Annotated in this window: 12 protein-coding genes; 4 read left to right on the forward strand and 8 right to left on the reverse strand. The window is 56.5% G+C overall.

The window, feature by feature from the left end; genetic code table 11:
* Nucleotides 1–22 precede the first annotated feature (22 nt).
* Nucleotides 23–2,212: a porin family protein gene (locus AC559G_RS08790; protein WP_498912251.1), complete on the forward strand. Its 2,190-nt coding sequence runs from the start codon at nucleotides 23–25 to the stop codon at nucleotides 2,210–2,212.
* A 76-nt stretch (nucleotides 2,213–2,288) separates the two neighbouring features.
* Here AC559G_RS08790 and AC559G_RS08795 read toward each other — a convergent pair whose 3' ends face one another.
* A complete protein-coding gene (locus AC559G_RS08795) occupies nucleotides 2,289–3,167 on the reverse strand; it encodes a LysR substrate-binding domain-containing protein (RefSeq protein ID WP_498912252.1) in 879 nt (292 codons plus the stop codon).
* 140 nt (nucleotides 3,168–3,307) lie between these two features.
* Here AC559G_RS08795 and AC559G_RS08800 point away from each other — a divergent pair, with 140 nt between their 5' ends.
* From AC559G_RS08800 to AC559G_RS08810, 3 genes are all read left to right on the forward strand, one after another.
* Nucleotides 3,308–3,925, forward strand: a complete 618-nt coding sequence (locus AC559G_RS08800; RefSeq protein WP_498912253.1) for a LysE family translocator — start codon at nucleotides 3,308–3,310, stop codon at nucleotides 3,923–3,925.
* 441 nt (nucleotides 3,926–4,366) lie between these two features.
* Nucleotides 4,367–5,731 (forward strand): MFS transporter, encoded by a 1,365-nt coding sequence (locus AC559G_RS08805; protein WP_498912254.1) that lies wholly within the window; start codon nucleotides 4,367–4,369, stop codon nucleotides 5,729–5,731.
* Between the two features lies 1 nt (nucleotide 5,732).
* Nucleotides 5,733–6,425 carry a cyclase family protein gene (locus tag AC559G_RS08810; protein ID WP_498912255.1) on the forward strand — a complete coding sequence of 231 codons (693 nt, stop codon included), beginning with the start codon at nucleotides 5,733–5,735 and terminating at the stop codon, nucleotides 6,423–6,425.
* Nucleotides 6,426–6,521: 96 nt separating this feature from the next.
* On the opposite strand, the gene AC559G_RS08815 is transcribed toward AC559G_RS08810, so the two are convergent.
* The 7 genes from AC559G_RS08815 to AC559G_RS08845 form a co-directional block, all read right to left on the reverse strand.
* Nucleotides 6,522–8,174, reverse strand: a complete 1,653-nt coding sequence (locus tag AC559G_RS08815) for an ABC transporter ATP-binding protein (protein ID WP_498912256.1) — start codon at nucleotides 8,172–8,174, stop codon at nucleotides 6,522–6,524.
* On the reverse strand, nucleotides 8,171–9,046 hold the full coding sequence (locus AC559G_RS08820; protein WP_498912257.1) for an ABC transporter permease: 876 nt from the start codon (nucleotides 9,044–9,046) through the stop codon (nucleotides 8,171–8,173). Before AC559G_RS08820 ends, AC559G_RS08815 begins: the two co-directional genes overlap by 4 nt.
* A gap of 11 nt (nucleotides 9,047–9,057) precedes the next feature.
* Nucleotides 9,058–9,999 carry an ABC transporter permease gene (locus AC559G_RS08825; protein ID WP_498912258.1) on the reverse strand — a complete coding sequence of 314 codons (942 nt, stop codon included), beginning with the start codon at nucleotides 9,997–9,999 and terminating at the stop codon, nucleotides 9,058–9,060.
* 32 nt (nucleotides 10,000–10,031) lie between these two features.
* Nucleotides 10,032–11,627 (reverse strand): ABC transporter substrate-binding protein, encoded by a 1,596-nt coding sequence (locus tag AC559G_RS08830; protein ID WP_498912259.1) that lies wholly within the window; start codon nucleotides 11,625–11,627, stop codon nucleotides 10,032–10,034.
* A gap of 99 nt (nucleotides 11,628–11,726) precedes the next feature.
* Nucleotides 11,727–12,581, reverse strand: coding sequence for an aminotransferase class IV (locus AC559G_RS08835; protein ID WP_498912260.1), 855 nt, complete (start codon nucleotides 12,579–12,581; stop codon nucleotides 11,727–11,729).
* A 17-nt stretch (nucleotides 12,582–12,598) separates the two neighbouring features.
* Complete coding sequence (locus AC559G_RS08840; protein WP_498912261.1) at nucleotides 12,599–13,522, reverse strand: N-carbamoyl-D-amino-acid hydrolase; 924 nt, start codon at nucleotides 13,520–13,522, stop codon at nucleotides 12,599–12,601.
* Nucleotides 13,523–13,642: 120 nt separating this feature from the next.
* The gene (locus AC559G_RS08845; protein ID WP_498912262.1) at nucleotides 13,643–14,563 is read right to left on the reverse strand and encodes a LysR family transcriptional regulator; all 921 of its coding nucleotides are present in this window, start codon (nucleotides 14,561–14,563) and stop codon (nucleotides 13,643–13,645) included.
* Between the last annotated feature and the right edge of the window lie 137 nt (nucleotides 14,564–14,700).

The raw sequence follows: 14,700 nt of genomic DNA on the forward strand, positions 1-14,700 counted from the left end.
ACACCATCGGAGCGCCACAATAATGAAACATCAATATCGCTGGGTTTTAAATCCGTGCCTACTCGCCATACTCTCTGCCCCCGCCTGGGCGGAAGATCCTGAACAAGAGCAGATGGTTGTCTCTGCCAGCCGTGCCAACCGGAGCGTCGCGGAAATGGCACAAACCACCTGGGTGATTGAACAGGCTGAAATTGAACAGCAGGTTCAGGGCGGCAAAGAGTTAAAAGAGGTGCTGGCACAGCTCATACCGGGCATGGATGTCAGTAGCCAGGGGCGCACCAACTACGGCATGAATATGCGCGGGCGTTCGATGATGGTCATGGTCGACGGGGTGCGCCTTAACTCTTCGCGCAGCGACAGCCGCCAGTTGGACGCTATCGATCCCTTCAATATTGCGCATATTGAAGTTATCTCTGGCGCAACGTCACTGTACGGCGGCGGCAGTACCGGCGGCCTGATTAACATTGTCACCAAAAAGGGCCAGGCCGGGACGCAGGTTGAATTCCAGACCGGCGCCAAAAGCGGCTTCAACAGCCACAACGACCACGATGAGAATATCGCCGCGGCGGTGAGCGGCGGCGATGATAAAGCCTCTGGCCGGCTTGCGCTTTCCTACCAGCGCTATGGAGGTTGGTATGACGGCAAAGGCAACGAGGTGATCATCGATAATACCCAGACGGGCCTGCAGTACTCTGATCGGCTTGATTTGATGGGCACGGGCACCATCAATATCGACGAACATCAGCAATTACAGTTGACGGCGCAATACTACAAAAGCGAGTCGGACGGTAAACATGGCCTGTTCCTTGGGGAGAACTTCTCTGCCGTAACCGGCGATGGCAATGCGTATAACGCCGGCAACCTGAATTCCGACCGTATTCCCGGCACCGAGCGCCACCTGATTAATTTGCAGTACGCCAACAGCGATTTCTTCGGCCAGGATTTGGTGGCGCAGGTTTATTACCGTGACGAAAGCCTGACCTTCTATCCGTTCCCGACGCTGGGTGGCGGCGTGGTAACCAGCATCGGCGCATCACAGCAAAAAACCGATTTCTACGGCGGCAAACTGACCATTAACAGCAAACCCCTGGACGATCTGACGCTGACCTGGGGCCTGGACGCCGACCACGAAACCTTTAACGCCAACCAGCAGTTCTTTGATCTGAATACGGCGGCGCAGAGCGGCGGCATGACGCTGGACAACGCTTATAACGTTGGGCGCTACCCCGGCTACAGCATCACTAACCTTGCTCCTTTCCTGCAAGCCAGCTACGACATTGATGCCATTACCCTAAGCGGCGGCGTGCGCTACCAGTACACCGAAAACAAAGTGGATGATTTTGTCGGTTACGCTCAACAGCAGGCCATTGCCACCGGGCGAGCGCTGTCTGCCGATGCGGTGCCGGGAGGCAAAACCGACTATAACAACGTCTTGTTCAACGCCGGCATTCTGGGGCGCTTGACCGAACGCCAGCAGGTGTGGTTCAACTTCTCACAGGGCTTTGAGATCCCGGATTTAGCCAAATACTACGGCTCCGGAACGTATCAACTGGTGGATGGGCACTATCGCCTGAATAACAGCGTTAACGTCAACGACTCCAAGCTGGACGGCATCAAGGTCAACGCCTTTGAACTGGGCTGGCGCTTTACCGGTGACAACCTGCGCACCCAGGCGGCGGCTTACTACTCGCTTTCTGACAAAACCATCAATATCAATAAAACCGATATGACCATCAATCTTGAAGACGACAAACGTCGTATCTATGGGTTGGAAGGCCAGGTGGATTACTTCTTCACAGACAGCGAATGGAGCACCGGGGCGAACTTTAATGTCATCAAATCCGAAACCCGCGTAAATGGGAAGTGGCAGAAGTTAACCGTCGACAGCGCCAGCCCGTCGAAGGTCAGTGCGTGGGTGAACTGGGCCCCCGGCGACTGGGGCCTGCGCGTGCAGAGCACCCAAACCTTTGACGTTTCAGATAGCGACGGCAAGAAAATTGACGGCTACAACACCGTAGACGTTCTCGGCAGCTATAACCTGCCGGTGGGCAAACTTAGCTTCAGCATAGAAAACCTGCTGGACAAAGATTACACCACGGTTTGGGGCCAGCGTGCGCCGGGGCTTTACAGCCCGACCTACGGCGCATCAGAGCTTTATAGCTATAAAGGCCGCGGCCGCACCTTTGGGCTGAACTACTCGGTGTTGTTCTAACGGCGGGCGCCGCGCTTGCCGCCCGATGCCAGCGGCGCTCACGCATTCTTGCGGGGCGCCGCCTGGCTTTGCCGGTTCATTCCTCAATGGCAGAGAGGCTCATTGCCGCCTCTGCCATCAGCCATTGCTTGAAGCGTGCGCACTTGTCATCCTGCTCCAGCGGCCGGGGCGACAGCAACCAATAGCTGGAGCCATCGCGCGTGAAACCGTATGGCGCATGCAACTGCGCGCTCTCCAGCTCATCCTGTACCATCAGGAAAGACACCATCGCCATTCCCAATCCGGCAACCGCCGCCTGAACGCAGAGGTAAAAATGTTCATAATCCACCCGGACGCTCCCTTTGATGGATACGCCCGCCAGCCGCTGCCAGGCTGACCACGCTTGCGGGCGCGTCCCGGCGTGCAGCAGGCGCACACCGTCCAGTTGCGCCTGGCGGCCTGGGTTTTCCCGGCTCACCGGCCCCATCCATTCATCGCAGATTTTCGCGGCGTGAACCCCCTGATCCCAACGGAAATCGTCACGCCGTAACGCCAGATCGACCCCAGCCCGGGCGAAATCGATCGGCCCACCGGCGGCGACCAAATGCAGATTGATGTCGGGGTTTGCCTGGTGAAACGCAGGTAAACGGGGAATCAGCCATTTCATGGCGATGGTCGGTTCGCAAGACAGCACCAGCACCTGTTCGCGCGCCGCCTGCTGCAAACGGTACACAGCGCCTTCAAGCTGTTCGAACACCGCGAGGGTGGTAGCATGCAGCGAGCGCCCGGCGGCATTAAGGAAGATCGCCCGGTTTCGCCGTTCGAACAGCTCAACACCTAGCGCCTCCTCCAGCAGCCGCACCTGCCGGCTAACGGCGCCGTGCGTCACATGAAGTTGCTCGGCCGCCTTCACGAAGCTGCCGGTTTGCGCTGCCGCTTCAAAAAAGCGGAATGAAGCCAGGGAGGGAAGTTTCATATACTCGATGAAATCTGACAGATTTCCCTCAAGATAAATCGCTTTTTCCACCAGCACAAGCACTCAATAATGGCCCCACACAGCACAAGCGACCTGTGCAAAATCATCGCTAAAACCATACCTGAACGGAGCTAAAAACCATGAATGAACTGATTGCGATAGCCACTATCACTATTTTAGCGGTTATCAGTCCCGGTCCCGATTTCGCGATGGTCAGCCGCAACAGCTATGCCTTCGGTTCGCGCACCGGCTTGATTTCGGCATTCGGCATTGCCTGCGGCGTGCAGGTTCATGTGATGTACACGGTGCTGGGCATCGCTGTAGTTATCGTCAATTCGCCCCTGCTGTTCCTGGCGATGAAAGTGCTTGGCGCTTCTTATCTGATCTACCTCGGGTACAAATCCCTGAGCAACAAAACGGTGCTGAAGCTGGAAGATGCATCCGGGGTTGCGCCGTCATCATGGGCGGCCCTTCGCATGGGGTTCCTCACCAATGCGCTCAACCCAAAGACAATGCTGTTCGTCGTTGCCACCTATACGCAGGTGGTTCACGCCGGAAGCCCACTGAGCCACAATGTTGCCTACGGCCTGTTCATGTCGGTTTCGCACTGGATCTGGTTTAGCATCGTCGCACTCTTCTTCGCCGCCCCCACAATGCGCCGGCGCCTGCTGAATCATCAGCTCACCGTTGACAAGATCATCGGGGTTGCCCTGCTGCTGCTCGGCGCATCTCTGGTGTTTACCAACGTTAGCGCTTGAGAAAAAATTGGCCATTAAGAATTGGGCCGCGTTTATGCCGCCATTCAGGGCGACAAAAGCCCCCGCGCACACCATAAACCACCGTTTCGTCATAGGCCCGGAGCCCCGCTATGGGTGCGGGCCCCGATAAGATAATTGTGATTCAGGTCTAAAATCATTCATTCCATTCTTGTATGGTAGTATCTGCACGCCTATCTTTAGGTCATCAATTAAGATCACGGACGTATTCACATCACACATATTAATCCATGCTGGCCATGGATTAATGTCGTAATTCCATCATGGATGAAATCACTTTTATTTAAATAGCCTGTCTCTTCAAATTCAGGTGTATGGCACACTCACCTTTTATTTATTAAGTGAGTGTTTTTTATTTCCTGTTTTGTCATCCACAGGATAAAGCATTATCACATTTTACCTTACGCAACGAGGTGTTAAAAAATGGGCAGCGAAGAAACGCCATTGGCCAATCATGAAAAAAATACACATGATTACCTGTCCCCCGCAAGCACATCCAAACGGCCCGCCGAAAAACGCCGTTTTTTCCCCAAAGCGCACCCATTATCCTGGTGGATGTTGGTAATAACGACATTCGCTATTTTAATGAACTCAATTGACAGGATTATTTTACCCACGCTGCTGCCTGCCATTATGAAAGACTTTAATCTGACGGAAATACAAGTGGGCTGGCTTAACTCATTAAGTTTTTTCGGCACATTAAGCGGCGCAGTGATTTTCGGCATATTTTCTGATGTTATCGGCACGGGTTATAAACGCTGCTATAGCTGGACCGCCGCAGTGTTAGTTGAAGTGATATCGGGGGTCGCCACCGCGTTTTGCAAAACCTTGGGCGCGTTTCAAGCGTTGCGCGTGACCATGGGCATGGGAACCGGCGGCTCCGAACCTATCAATGTGGCCATGCTGGGGGAATGGTGGCAAAAAGAAAATCGCGGCTTCGCCATCGGCGTGCATCACACCGGTTTCCCGTTAGGGCAGTTTATCGGCCCGGTGTTGATTGCCGGCATCCTGGCATTCGGCACCTGGCGCCAGGCGTTTCTGTTTATTCCGCTGATCGGCCTTTCGATCGTTGTGCTGCAGTTTTTCATTTGCACCAAGAAAAACCACCAACGCGTAATGACATGGATTGAAGAAAACAACCTCACCGTGCCGGTAGAACCGGTAGACGAGGGGGCCAAACGGGACAGTTTTAGCACCACGTTGGGCAAATCCTTATCATGCCTGAAAAACCGCAACTGCCTGTTGGCGATACTGCTGATCTTCGGCTTCACCTGGGCGGAAATGGGTATTGCGAACTTCCTGACGCTGCAATTAACCCGTGATGTGGGGCTGCCTCTCGGAACCGCGGCCATCATTTCCGGCGCCTCCGGCATCACCGGTTGGATTGGCCAAATCCTCTGGGGCGGCTATTCCGACGTCAAAGGCCGCAAGCGCTCGCTCGGCGTGATCATTTTCGGGTGGATGATCGCCACCGCCTTGTGTACGTATATCCATTCCGCCGCTTTTGGCTGGGCCATCTTGATTTTCTGGGGGTTATTCAGAAATTCCCCCTATCCGGTCGCCTATGCGCTGTTGATTGATTCAGCGCCGAAAGCGGCGGCATCCAGTATGGGGTTAATGATTGGCCTGGCTGTCGGCATCGCCGGTATCCTGGTGGCGCCAATCACCGGGTGGATTATCCATGATTATGGTTTTAATGTGCATTACATGATTATTGTCGGTGTTCTGGCGCTGTCTTGCCTGCCGCTTTATTTCATTAAAGAAACCATTGAACATAAGGGTATTTAAAATGAATATTGAGCTGCTTAACGCATTACGCCACGGTGAACTGATAGAATTAAACCATAGCTATGAAGCGGCAATGCCCGTATGGCCGACGCATCCGAAATTTTTGCTGGCTGATTCGGAAACCTATGCCGCCGGGGACGGTAATTATAATAATTTGCTGCAAATGGGCGATCACTGCGGTACCCATGTGGATTCCCCATCGCATTTTATTCCAACGGGTAAAACCATCGAACAGATTAATGTCAGGTCGCTAATTGGCCGGGGCGTAAAAATAGACGTTTCGGATTATCCCGACGATAGCGAAATTACCGTCGCCATGATCCAAGCGTGGGAAAAAAGCAATGGTGATATCCAAGCCGATGATATTGTTTTGTTCCTTACCGGCCACGACAAAAAATGGCGGCTACGGCCGGATCATAAACCCTTTTTATCCGGATGGTCGGGCTTATCTGCGGCCGGTGCAGAATACCTTTTAGCGAAAGGCGTGAACGTCATAGGTTCCGATGCCATGTCGCTCGATGCCTGGTCTAACTCCAGTTACCCGGCGCATCAGATCATTTTGGGTGCGGGCAAATTGATTATGGAAAACCTGGCCAATTTGGATAGCGTACCCGCAACCTTCATCTTTATCGCGCTGCCGTTAAGAATCAAAGGGGGCTCGGCCTCCCCGGTAAGGGCGATCGCATTGGTATAAGGCTATCCAGACATACGCCGCTTGTACGCGGGCTAGCCATTCAGCTGTTTCCCCTTACCCGGCCACACACCGGCCGTGATATTGCCGGGCCGTCAATCAAATGCCGCAGTCAGATCTCCTGCCTGCGGCGAAGTCCCAGCTTTTTCCGGGCACCGCGTCCATCAGCTGTTGCGTATAGGGATGCTGTGGTGATACCAGCACGTCGGCTGCCGCTCCATACTCGATCACCTCACCATACCGCATCACCAGCACGTCGTCGCACAACTGCGCCGCTACCCGAAGATCATGGGTGATAAATAAAATGGCGACGGCCAGCCGCTGCTGAATATCATTAAGCAGTTGCAGCACTTGTGCTTGTACCGAGACGTCGAGTGCCGACACGGCTTCATCGGCGACGATCACATCAGGCTCCATCGCCAGCGCCCGGGCAATGGCGATACGCTGCCGTTGCCCGCCGGAAAACTGGTGTGGATAACGGTCAATGGCGTCGGCCGGCAGCCCAACCAACTCCAGCAATTTTTGCCCCTTCGCCCAGGCCTGGGCAAAGGAGGCGCCGTGGTTCATCGGGCCTTCCACTAAACTTTTGCCAATGCTGATGCGCGGATTGAGGGAACGGTTCGGATCCTGGAAGATCATCTGGATACGTTTGCGGTGCGGTTTAAGCCCGGCGGGCGACAGTTCGGAGATATCATTGCCGGTAATACGTACCGCGCCCTCGTCAGGCGTCAGCAGGCGCATCACACAACGCGCCATCGTCGATTTACCAGAACCGCTTTCGCCGACAATCCCCAGCGTGCGGCCACGTTTAAGGCTGAAGGTCACATCATGCAACGCACGGGTGCCCTTGTGCCGCTTGCCGAACCAGCACAGAGCGCCGCCTTTAGACGGATAAACTTTCCCCAGTTCAACAACATCAAGCACCACCTGCGCGCTGATCGCCGGGCGCACCGGTCTTGGCGCCAGGCTCGGCACCGCTGCCAACAGGGCTTTGGTATAGTCCTCGCACGGCTGCGACAGCACTTGCCGCAAGGCGCCGGCTTCGACGATATTGCCCTTGCGCATCACGCAGACGCGGTCGGCGATGTCCACCACCACACCCATATCGTGGGTGATAAATAACACTGCCGTACCGTGTTTTTGCTGGAGTTCGCGGATCAGTTTGAGGATTTGCTGCTGGGTGGTGACATCAAGCGCGGTCGTCGGTTCATCCGCGATCAGCAGCCGGGGTTCGAGCACCAGCGCCATGGCGATCATAATGCGCTGCCGCTGGCCGCCGCTAAGCTGGTGCGGATAGGCGTCATAAACACGGGCGATATCCGGCAAATGCACCTGCGCGAGGGCGTCCAGCACACGCGCATGACGTTGCGCAGCGCCGAGATCGGTGTGCGTTTGCAGCACTTCATCTATCTGCCGCCCCACGGTCAGCACCGGATTAAGCGCGGTCATCGGCTCTTGGAAAATCATCGCCATATGGCTGCCGCGCAGCGCCTTCAGCCGCCCATTGGTGACCTGCAACACGTCTTCGCCATCCAGCAGAATACGCCCGCCAACTACCCCGAGCGCGCCTTTCGGCAGCAAGCCAAGCGTCGCCAGCGAGGTGACCGATTTGCCTGAACCGCTTTCACCGACCAGGCAAAGTGTTTCCCCGGCGCGGATACTGAAGGAGATGTCCTGCAAAATCGGCACGCCTTGCGCGGTGTTCACCGACAGGCCATCGACATGCAGGATAACGTCATGCTGTCCACTCATGCTCTCCCCCTTTTATTCAGCCGCGGATCAAGCGCATCGCTCACCCTATCCCCCAGCAGGTTAATCGACAAAATACACAATGAGAGAACCAGCCCCGGCCACAGCACCAGCGAAGGCTTAAGCTGGAAGTAGACGCGGCCTTCGGAAATAATGTTGCCCCAGGTCGGGATTTCAGTGCCAATCCCCGCGCCAAGGAACGACAGAATCGCTTCCGTCAGGATCGCAGAGGCGCAGATATAGGTACTTTGCACAATCAATGGCGCCAGCGTGTTGGGCATCAGATGCCGTGTAAGCACCTTGAAGGTCGACGTCCCGCTGAGTATCGCGGCTTCAACGTAGGGCTCTTCACGCGCCGACAGTACCCGCGAGCGCACCAGGCGAACAACCTGGGGGATTTCCGGGATCATGATCGCTACCATCACCGTCCAGATACCGGCGCTGCTCAACGAGACGATGGCAATGGCCAACAGGATGCCCGGGATCGCCATCAGGCCATCCATCACCCGCATCAACACGGCGTCCACGCCGCGAAAATAGCCCGCCAACAGCCCCAATGGCAGGCCTATCAGCACGCTCATGGCCGTAACGCCCAGCCCGACAATCAATGAGATACGCGCGCCGTAAACAATGCGCGAAAACAGATCGCGCCCATAGGCGTCGGTGCCCAGCCAAAATGCCTCGCCGGGCGGCCGGAGGCGAAACGCCGGCGCCAGCGCCTGCGGATCGTGATTGGCGATCCAGGGCGCAAATATCGCCATCCCGACGATCAGCGCCAGCATCACCAGCGCAATGGCCGGCATCAGCGGTATACACGGCAGTTTGATCAGCCGGCAGCGGGGTGCCGGCAAAATCGCTGAAACAGGTTTGCTCATGCCATGCCCCCCTAATAACGAATACGCGGATCGCTCAGCGCGTACGACAGATCGATCAGCAGATTGATGATGACATAGACGCCGCTGGTCAGCAGGATCATGCCCTGGATAACCGGGTAGTCGCGCGCCAGCACCGCATCAACGATCAGCCGCCCCAGCCCCGGGATATTAAATACGCTTTCGGTCACCACCACGCCGGAGATCATCAGTGCAAAACCGGTACCGATCACCGTCAGAATCGGAATCATAGAATTACGCAGCGCATGGCGGAACAGCACATGGATCTCCGGCAACCCTTTGGCGCGGGCGGTACGAATGTAGTCTTCCCCCAACACCTCCAGCACGCTGGCACGGGTCATACGCGCCACCAGCGCGATATAGACCGAAGACAGCGTCAATGCCGGCAAGATAATGCGTTGCGTGAACGGCCAGGCCCCCTGGGAGATGCTGCGAAATCCTTGTACCGGCAACCATTTCAGTTCGATGGCAAACAACGTGCTCAACAGATAACCAATCACAAACACCGGTATCGAGAACCCCAGCACAGATGACGACATCACCAGATTGTCGATCCAGGTGCCATGCTTCCACGCCGCCAGTACCCCCAACGGCACCGAAATCAGGATGGTGAAAGTAATCGCGACCAGCGCCAGGCTCAGCGTCGGCTCCAGACGCTGACCAATCATGGTGATAACCGGCGTCTGGGCCATCAGGGAAGTGCCGAAATCGCCCCGCAACAGTTGCGCGATCCAGACGAAAAACTGTTGATACAACGGCTGGTTCAATCCCAGACTTTCACGAATCGCGGCCAGTTGCTGTGGGGTCGCCATATCACCGGCAATAATCGCCGCCGGATCGCCCGGCGACAGCCGCAGCAACAGGAAAACAAACAGCGCCACCACCAGCATCACCGGAATGGCCGCCAGCACGCGGCGAATAAAGTAACCAACCACAGGAACCTCCGAAAGGTGTATTTGCCCGGTAACTAGTCGCTTTTCTCAACGTTCCAGAACACCGTGGACGGGCCGGTCATCAAATGGCTGATATGGCTGCTCCACGCGGCCACATCATAGAACTGGCCCAGCGGAATGTAGCTGACCTGCGCCATCGCGCGCTTTTGGATCTCGATGGCGATGTCTTTCTGCCTGGCCGGATCGGTCGCGGTCGCAAAATCGATCTTAAGCTGATTCATCTGCGGATCGGTCGGCCAGCCAAACCACGCCCCCTGTCGCCCGCCGCCATCGAGCATCGGATTGACCACCGGGTTCCAGATCGTTTCGGCATTCCAGTAGGTGAAGAACAGGCTCCAACCGCCCTGTGACGGTGGGTTCGGGTTGGCGCGCCGCGACACCAGGGTCTGCCAGTCCATCGGCTGCAAATCGACCTTGAAACCCGCCTTGCGCAGTGCCTGCGCCGCCACCACCGGTTGCGACGCCTGGCTCGGTACGTCGGTCGGCTGCATGATCACCACCGGCGTGCCATCATAACCGGCCTTCTTCAGCAGCGCCTTCGCCGCTTCAACATCGCCGCCGTTCAGCAGCGTTTCACCGCCAGCCTGGCTTTCCAGCGCGGTGCCGCAGCCGAATACCGATGCGCACAGCTTGAAGTACTGCGGGTTGCCGACCAATGCGTCGAGCACATCCTTCTGGTTCATCGCCAACAAAGCGGCGCGGCGGATATCCGGATTATTAAACGGCGGGTAGAGAAAATTCATCCGGCCGCCGGTCATCGCCCCCAGCTTGCTCAAGGTGCCGGACTTAAGGTTTGGATCGGCCTGCACCATCGGCAAAAGATCGATGGGCAACTGTTCGATAAAGTCGATGTCGCCAGAGGATAATGCGTTGATGGCCGTCATCCGGTCCGGCATGTTGATCCATTCAACACGATCAACCTTCACCACTTTGCCGCCCGCAGTGCCGCTGGCCGGCTCTTTGCGCGGCACGTATTGCTGGAATTTTTCATAAACCACGCGATTGCCGGGATCGAATTCCCCGGCGACAAACTTGAACGGACCGGAGCCTGTGTAGTCGGTGATCATTTTGCCATCGGGGGTATTCGCAACGCGTTCCGGCATCATAAACGCCGCCACCGACGAAGGCTTCGCCAGCAGTTGCAGCACGTAACCGAACGGTTTCGCCAGCTTCAGCGTGATGGTTTTGTCGTCAGTGGCGGTAATGCTGTCGGTATACTTCATCATCAATTGACCGCCGACATCGTAGCGCGCCCAGCGTTTGAGGGAGGCTACGCAATCGGTGGCGGTCACCGGTTTGCCGTCGTGCCATAGCAGCCCGTCACGCAAGGTGAAGGTGTAGGTCAGGCCATCCGGCGAAAGGGTCCAGTCCGCCATTTGCGCCCTCGGCTCCAGCTTCTCGTCCATACCAATCAGGGTGTCGTAAATCATGTAGCCGTGGTTACGGGTGATTTGCGCCGTGGTGGCGATCGGATCCAGCACGCGCAATGAAGATGACATCACCGCATGCAAGGTTTTCTCCGCCGCCAACGCGGATGGGGCGATGAACGCGGTGCTCACGCCGAGAGACAACAGACAAGCGATCAAACAACGGGACGGATATAGTTTCACGTTAACACTCCAGTAAATAGCAACCCCGGCAGTTGGGCGTTGCGGTGTGTGCAATGTAATGTGACAACGCTGGGCACCAGAAACCGCGGCCTGCCGCCGTCAGCTGGTTAGCGCCAACGCACGATCGATATAAAGCTGGCGTAAACGCCGGGTCACTGGGCCAGGCTTACCGTCGCCGACAGGCTGGCCGTCGATACTCACCACCGGGTAGATAAATGAGGTGGAGGAAGTAATAAAGGCTTCTGCGGCGCCTTTTGCTTCATCCAACGTGTAGGCCCGCGTTTCAAGACGCAAACCCTGTTGATTAAGCAGCGCAATCAGGGCGCCCCGGGTGATGCCGGGCAGCAGAACATGCGACAGTTCACGCGTGATCACTGCGCCATCACGGCTGACAATAAACGCATTGTTGGACGTGCCTTCGGTGATCAACCCGTCTTTCACCAACCAGGCATCATCAGCGCCGCATTGCCTGGCCTGCTCTTTAGCCAGGCAGGCGTACAGCAGCTGCGTTGTTTTAATGTCGCAACGCCCCCAGCGTAAGTCCGGCAGGCTGATAATGTTCATCCCCTGCTCGGCCAGCGGGCTGGCGAGGATATTTTTGGCCTGGGTGTAGAGCACTAGCGTCGGCGGCGTACCGGCCGGCGGAAAAGCAAAGTTGCGGTCTTCAACGCCACGGCTCACCTGCAGGTAGATCAGCCCCTCCTGCAGTTGGTTACGGGCGATCAACGCCTGATGGACAGCCAATAACGCATCGTTATCCATCGTCAACGTCAACGCCATTTCATACAGCGAGCGCCGCAGGCGGGCCAGATGCAACTCAATATCCAGCAGTTTGCCTTGCAGTACGGCCGTTACCTCATAGATGGCGTCGGCAAAGGTGAAGCCACGGTCAAAAACCGAAATCTTCGCTTCGTTTTCAGCAATGAATTCACCATTCAGGTATAAGGTACGCATAACGCGATATCTCCGGGTTACGGGCGTTCAACGCCGGTCTGGCGGGTGATAATGCCGTAGTGTTCGATGCGCCGGTGGCGGGCAAAGTCGAAGATGGTGCTTTTGCCAAACTGGCACATATCCATATCGCAACGGTGGGTAATCAGCTCATCGCCCTGCCCATTCGCTCTGGCCACCACAAACCCGTTAGGATCGACAATCACGCTGCCCCCCATTAGCGGAAAACCATCCTCTACGCCGGCCTTTGCAACCCCGACCACCCAGGTGGCATTCTGGTAAGCGCCGGCCTGCATGCAGAGCTCGGAATGGAACAGCCGTTGCGTTTCGCCTTCGCCGCGTTGCAATGAGTTGACCGAAGGGGTGTTGTAGCCCAGCGTGATCAACTCCACCCCCTGCAAACCCATGACCCGATAGGTTTCTGGCCAGCGGCGATCGTTACAGATGCACATGCCCATTACCGCCCCCAGGTTTTCCCAGGTTGGGAAACCAATATCACCCGGTTCGAAATAGCGCTTTTCCAAATGCTGAAAATCACGATGGGGATCGAACTCGACATGCCCCGGCAGGTGCACCTTGCGGTATTTGCCGACGATATTGCCCTGGCGATCGGTAACGATTGAGGTGTTGTAATGGTGACCATCGGGGGTCAGCTCAGCGTAACCAAAGGTGATGGCGATGCCGTGCTCACGGGAAAAATCGAATAGTGGCTGCGTGACGTCATTCGGCATTTCGCGCTCAAACCAACTGTCGACTTCACGCTGATCGTCCATATACCAGCGAGGAAAAAACGTCGTCAGGGCCAGCTCGGGGAACACCACCAGCTCGCACCCTTGCCGCCGCGCCTGTTCCAGCAACGCCAGCATCCGCTGGACCACACACTCTCTTGAGTCGCTTTTCTGGATCGCGCCCAACTGAGCACCGCCAATTACGATTTCGCGCATGCACGCTTCCTCCACAAGGCCGACCCGGTGTCGGCAACCCTTTTGCATTGCATAGGGCCATTGTGGGAAGTTCAGCGCCGCATGTCGTATACCAATATGTCGCGCTGGCTTAACATGAAGTTAATCCATGTTGAACAGGTTAAAACCGCTCTCGGCCAACACGTTGCGCAGATGCTCGACAAACACCTGCGCAAATTGCGCCAGCGGTTCATTGCGCCGGTGCACCAGGCTGATAGTCAGGCGCTCTTCATTAAGTATCGGCAGGACCGCCATACGCTCGGCACCCGATGCCCGGAAGGAGATCTCATCAACCACCGAAAAGCCGGTGCCGTTTTTCACCAGCGCACAGGCGTGGTGCGGGGAATCGACATCAATGCTCGCCCGGTAAGGCAAACCCACCCGTTCGAAAACCTGTTTCATAAAGTGGTGGAACGGGGTATCGGCGGAATAACCGATAAACGGCATCTCCGCCAGCGCGGCAGGCAATTCGTCGGCCGAGACTTGCGTAATCGGATGGCCCGCCGGGCACACCACCCTCACCCGGATATAGCTCAACGGAACGACGCGCAAATTGGGGTGATCAATCGGGAACAGCGAAATACCGAGGTCTGCCTGCTGCTCAAGTAACCGTTCGCGCAGCAGCATATGCCGCAGGCACTCCAGGCTGACGAGGATCTCTTCGTTGCACTGCCGGAAAGCACCGATGGCGTCCGGCACCAATTGATGCCCCAGACTGGGGCTACTGGCGATGCGCAGCACGCCGTGGCGCTGCTGCACCAGATTGTGCAGCGTGGTATTGACCCGCTGGATATCGCGATACACCGACTCAACGTCATTAAACAGGCAGCGCGCCTCCGGCGAAGGATATAGCCGCCCCTTAACCCGTTCAAACAACTGGAAGCCGATACGTGCCTCGGTGTGGGACAGCATGCGGCTGACCGCGGGCTGCGATACATACAGTAGTTGCGCGGCGCCGTTGATCGAACCGGTTATCATGACCGCGCGAAATACCTCAATCTGACGCAGATTAAGCAACTGCATTCGATTTCACCTCCCAGGAATAAACGGCGGGCGCACCACCAGATACGCTTAACACCAGGTTATAGGGTGTTAGCAATTAGTATGCCAGGGGGGATAACACAGAGAAAATTGCGCTGACAGCGGCGAGCGGCTCCGGT

The sequence above is a fragment of the Gibbsiella greigii genome (genome assembly GCF_039540155.1).
GTDB classification, from domain to species: Bacteria; Pseudomonadota; Gammaproteobacteria; order Enterobacterales; family Enterobacteriaceae; genus Gibbsiella; species Gibbsiella quercinecans.

Excerpts from the sequence above, each read along its gene's own strand:
- AC559G_RS08840 (WP_498912261.1), bottom strand. The coding sequence starts at position 13,522 with ATGCGCGAAATCGTAATTGGCGGTGCTCAGTTGGGCGCGATCCAGAAA.
- AC559G_RS08810 (WP_498912255.1), top strand. The coding sequence starts at position 5,733 with ATGAATATTGAGCTGCTTAACGCATTACGCCACGGTGAACTGATAGAA.
- AC559G_RS08845 (WP_498912262.1), bottom strand. The coding sequence starts at position 14,563 with ATGCAGTTGCTTAATCTGCGTCAGATTGAGGTATTTCGCGCGGTCATG.
- AC559G_RS08805 (WP_498912254.1), top strand. The coding sequence starts at position 4,367 with ATGGGCAGCGAAGAAACGCCATTGGCCAATCATGAAAAAAATACACAT.
- AC559G_RS08800 (WP_498912253.1), top strand. The coding sequence starts at position 3,308 with ATGAATGAACTGATTGCGATAGCCACTATCACTATTTTAGCGGTTATC.
- AC559G_RS08835 (WP_498912260.1), bottom strand. The coding sequence starts at position 12,581 with ATGCGTACCTTATACCTGAATGGTGAATTCATTGCTGAAAACGAAGCG.
- AC559G_RS08790 (WP_498912251.1), top strand. The coding sequence starts at position 23 with ATGAAACATCAATATCGCTGGGTTTTAAATCCGTGCCTACTCGCCATA.
- AC559G_RS08820 (WP_498912257.1), bottom strand. The coding sequence starts at position 9,046 with ATGAGCAAACCTGTTTCAGCGATTTTGCCGGCACCCCGCTGCCGGCTG.
- AC559G_RS08815 (WP_498912256.1), bottom strand. The coding sequence starts at position 8,174 with ATGAGTGGACAGCATGACGTTATCCTGCATGTCGATGGCCTGTCGGTG.
- AC559G_RS08795 (WP_498912252.1), bottom strand. The coding sequence starts at position 3,167 with ATGAAACTTCCCTCCCTGGCTTCATTCCGCTTTTTTGAAGCGGCAGCG.